Annotated in this window: 3 protein-coding genes; all 3 read left to right on the top strand. The window is 65.7% G+C overall.

Going from position 1 to position 4,649, the window contains the following annotated elements; genetic code table 11:
* Positions 1 to 398 (top strand): PH-like domain-containing protein (locus DBR22_RS17530; RefSeq protein WP_258229270.1); only part of this gene is annotated, 398 nt, incomplete at its 5' end.
* On the top strand, positions 379 to 1,662 hold the full coding sequence (gene carA / locus DBR22_RS17535) for a glutamine-hydrolyzing carbamoyl-phosphate synthase small subunit (RefSeq protein ID WP_108600075.1): 1,284 nt from the start codon (positions 379 to 381) through the stop codon (positions 1,660 to 1,662). The genes DBR22_RS17530 and carA, both read left to right, overlap by 20 nt.
* Positions 1,662 to 4,649, top strand: a 2,988-nt coding sequence (gene carB / locus DBR22_RS17540; RefSeq protein WP_108600076.1) for a carbamoyl-phosphate synthase large subunit, incomplete at its 3' end; no start/stop codon positions are given. The genes carA and carB, both read left to right, overlap by 1 nt.

Genomic DNA, 4,649 nt, shown 5'->3' on the forward strand with positions numbered 1-4,649 from the left:
CCGCCGGCGTACCGGTGGCCCGCGCCGAGGGACAGTACGTTGCTTCCACCACCGCCGGGGACTGGCTCGACCGGATCGCCGTGCACGGCCTCGGCATCCGGACCAACGCTGTCCTCAGCGTGTTCTCCCACGGCGTCCTCTTCGACCGGTCCGGCGCTCCGGCGCTCTACATCCCGGCAGCCAGCCTGACCGGGGTCCGGCAGGAAAGCGGAATGGCCGGGAAATTTGTGGAAAAGGAAGGCCTCCTCGTCCTCACCTGGCTCCTCGGAACCCACGAACTCGATACCGGCTTCCGCACCCGCCGGGCCGCTGACAAAGTGGCCCTCGATGACTCCCTTCAGCAATTGATCGCCGCCGGCCACCAGGAACATTCCCAGGATCCCCATAGTGGAAAGTAAGACAGTGACAGAAACAGTGACAGCAAACCCAGCGGCTTCGGCTCCTTCCACCCCGGCGGCATTCGTCCTGGAGGACGGCCGCATTTTCCGCGGCACCAGCTACGGCGCGCAGGGCAAGGCCCTGGGCGAGGCGGTCTTCGCCACCGGCATGACCGGCTACCAGGAAACCATCACGGATCCGTCCTATGCCCGCCAGCTGGTGGTACAGACGGCCCCGCACATCGGCAACACCGGCGTGAACAGCGAGGACGCCGAGTCACGCCGCATCTGGGTGGCCGGCTACATCGTCCGCGACGCCGCCCGCCGCCCGTCCAACTGGCGCTCCGAGCGGTCACTCGATGAGGAACTGGTGGAGCAGGGGATTGTGGGCATCCAGGGCGTGGATACCCGCGCCATCACCAGGCACCTGCGCGAGCACAAGACCATGCGCGCCGGGATCTTCTCCGGCGAGGCGGCCAAGGCCACGGACAAGGAACTCCTTGACGCTGTCTCGGCCAGCGCCCCGATGGAAGGCGCCCGCCTCGCTGAAGAGGTCAGCGTCGACGAGGCCTACGTCGTGGACCCCAAGGACCACGGCTGGGAAGGCGAGGCACGGTTCAGCATTGCCGCGATCGACCTCGGCATCAAGGCCATGACCCCCGTCCGCTTCGCCGAGCGCGGCGTCCGCGTGCACGTCCTGCCCGCCACCGCCACGCTGGAGGACGTCAAGGCCGTCAACCCGGATGGCTTCTTCATGTCCAACGGCCCCGGCGACCCCGCTACCGCTGACGCGCAGGTCAAGCTGCTCCGTTCGGTCCTGGACGAGAAACTCCCGTACTTCGGCATCTGCTTCGGCAACCAGATCCTGGGACGCGCACTGGGCTTCGGCACCTACAAGCTCCGCTACGGCCACCGCGGCATCAACCAGCCCGTGCTGGACCGGCGCACCGGCAAGGTGGAGATCACCTCGCAGAACCACGGTTTCGCCGTGGATGCACCGCTCGACGGCGCCACCCAGGCTCCGGAGGAGCGTTACGGCCGCGTTGAGGTCAGCCACATCAGCCTCAATGACGACGTCGTCGAGGGCCTGGCGTGCCTCGATATCCCTGCCTTCTCCGTCCAGTACCACCCCGAAGCGGCGGCCGGCCCCCACGACGCCGCGTACCTGTTCGACCGTTTCATCGACCTCATGGAAGGCACCCGCGACGGGCGCACTGCCAACCTGTCGGAAAAGCCTGCCGACGCCAAGAACACCACCGATTCCAAGACTGAGGACACCAAGTAATGCCCAAGAGAACTGACCTTAAGAGCGTCCTGGTCATCGGCTCCGGCCCGATCGTGATCGGCCAGGCCGCCGAATTCGACTACTCCGGTACCCAGGCACTGCGTGTCCTCAAGGAGGAGGGCCTGCGGGTCATCCTGGTGAATTCAAACCCCGCCACCATCATGACGGACCCCGAGTTCGCCGATGCCACCTACATCGAGCCCATCACCCCCGAGGTGGTGGAGAAGATCATCGCCAAGGAGCGGCCGGACGCCATCCTGCCCACCTTGGGCGGGCAGACGGCCCTGAACACCGCCATCGCCCTGGACAAGAACGGTGTGCTGGCGAAGTACAACGTCGAACTCATCGGCGCGAACATCGCCGCGATCGAGCTCGGCGAGGACCGCGAAAAGTTCAAGGGCGTGGTGGAACGCTGCGGCGCCGAATCAGCCCGCAGCCACATCATCCACACCATCGATGAGGCCCTCAAAGCTGCCGAGGACCTGGGCTACCCCATGGTGGTCCGGCCTTCCTTCACCATGGGCGGCCTCGGCTCCGGCCTCGCCTATGACGAGGGCGACCTCCGCAGGATTGTGGGACAGGGCCTGCAGTACAGCCCCACGTCCGAGGTCCTGCTGGAAGAGAGCATCCTGGGCTGGAAAGAATACGAGCTCGAAATGATGCGGGACAAGAACGACAACGTCGTTGTCGTCTGTTCCATCGAAAACTTCGATCCTGTAGGCGTCCACACCGGCGACTCCATCACCGTCGCCCCTGCCCTGACATTGACGGACCGCGAATACCAGCGGCTGCGCGACATCTCCATCGCCGTGATCCGCGAGGTGGGCGTGGACACCGGCGGCTGCAACATCCAGTTCGCCGTCGAGCCGGACACCGGCCGCGTCGTCGTCATTGAGATGAACCCGCGCGTATCCCGCTCCTCCGCCCTGGCTTCCAAAGCCACCGGCTTCGCCATCGCCAAGATCGCCACCAAGCTCTCCCTCGGCTACACCCTGGACGAGATCCCCAACGACATCACGCAGAAGACGCCGGCGTCCTTCGAACCCACCCTGGACTACGTGGTGGTCAAGGTTCCGCGGTTCGCGTTCGAGAAGTTCCCGGCCGCCGACAACACCCTCACCACCACCATGAAGTCGGTGGGCGAGGCGATGGCCATGGGCCGCAACTTCACCGAGGCACTCCAGAAGGCCCTCCGTTCCCTGGAACAGAAGGGTTCGCAGCTGGACTTCAGCTCCGTCCCCGAATGGGAGGTCGCGGAGCTCCTTGAAAAGTCCAAGCGGCCCACCACGGACCGCCTGCACCAGGTGCAGCGTGCGCTCCTGGGCGGCGCCAGCGTGGAGGAGCTGTACGAAGCCACCAAGATCGATCCCTGGTACCTTGACCAGCTCCAGCTCCTGAACGAGATCTCGCACGAGATCCGCCAGGCAGGTTCACTGACCGTGGAGATGCTCCAGCGGGCCAAGCGCCACGGCTTCTCCGACGAACAGATCGGAGCCCTGACGCACAACTCCGAGGCCGTGGTCCGCGGTGTCCGCCAGGCCCTGGGGATCCGTCCGGTCTACAAGACGGTGGACACCTGCGCGGCAGAGTTCGCCGCCTACACCCCGTACCACTACTCGTCCTACGACGAGGAGGACGAGGTTGCACTGCACTCCAAGCCCTCCATCATCATCCTCGGCTCCGGTCCCAACCGGATCGGCCAGGGCATCGAGTTCGATTACTCCTGCGTCCACGCTTCGATGGCACTGCGCAAGGCCGGCTACGAGACCGTGATGGTCAACTGCAACCCGGAAACCGTCTCCACCGACTACGACGTCTCCACCCGCCTGTACTTCGAACCGCTGACCCTCGAGGACGTCCTGGAGGTCATCGCGGCCGAGGAACGTACCGGCGGCGTGATGGGTGTGTTTGTGCAGCTTGGCGGCCAGACCCCGCTGAAGCTTGCCCAGCAGCTGGCCGACGCCGGAGTGCCCATCCTCGGCACGTCCCCGGAAGCGATTGACCTCGCCGAGCACCGCGGCGAATTCTCGCGCGTCCTGGACAACGCCGGGCTGATCTCCCCGAAGAACGGCACCGCCGTCTCCTTCGAGGACGCCAAAAAGATCGCTGACGAGATCGGCTACCCCGTCCTGGTCCGTCCGTCCTACGTCCTCGGCGGCCGCGGCATGGAGATCGTGTACGACGAGCCGAACCTTTCCCGCTACATCGCCAACGCCACAGAGATCACCCCGGACCACCCGGTCCTGATCGACCGGTTCCTGGAAGACGCCGTCGAAATCGACGTCGACGCGCTCTTCGACGGCACCGACATGTACCTCGGCGGCATCATGGAGCACATCGAGGAAGCCGGGATCCACTCCGGTGACTCCGCCTGCGTCCTGCCGCCGATCACGCTCGGCAACAACGTCCTGGAGCGCGTGCGCACCGCCACCCGGGCCATCGCCGAGGGCGTGGGCGTGCGTGGCCTGATCAACATCCAGTTCGCGCTGGCCTCCGATGTCCTGTACGTCCTGGAAGCGAACCCGCGTGCCTCCCGCACGGTCCCGTTCGTCTCCAAGGCCACCGGCGTCCAGATGGCCAAGGCGGCCGCCCTGATCGGCACCGGCGTCACCATCCACCAGCTCCGGACCGCTTACAAGATGCTGCCGGAAACCGGCGACGGATCCACGCTGCCGCTGGACGCACCGGTCTCGGTCAAGGAAGCTGTCCTGCCGTTCAGCCGGTTCCGCACCCCGGAGGGCAAGGTGGTGGACTCGCTGCTCGGCCCGGAAATGCGCTCCACCGGTGAAGTGATGGGCATCGACAAGCACTTCGACACCGCTTTCGCGAAGAGCCAGGCAGCGGCGAACAACGCGCTGCCCACCGAAGGCAAGATTTTTGTCTCGGTGGCGAACCGGGACAAGCGCTCGGTCATCATGGGCGTCAAGCGGCTCTCCGATCTCGGCTTCGAAATCGTCTCCATCGGCGGTGCCGCCGGTGGAGACGAT

It is taken from the genome of Arthrobacter sp. HMWF013 (assembly GCF_003061105.1).
Classification (GTDB): Bacteria; Actinomycetota; Actinomycetes; order Actinomycetales; family Micrococcaceae; genus Arthrobacter.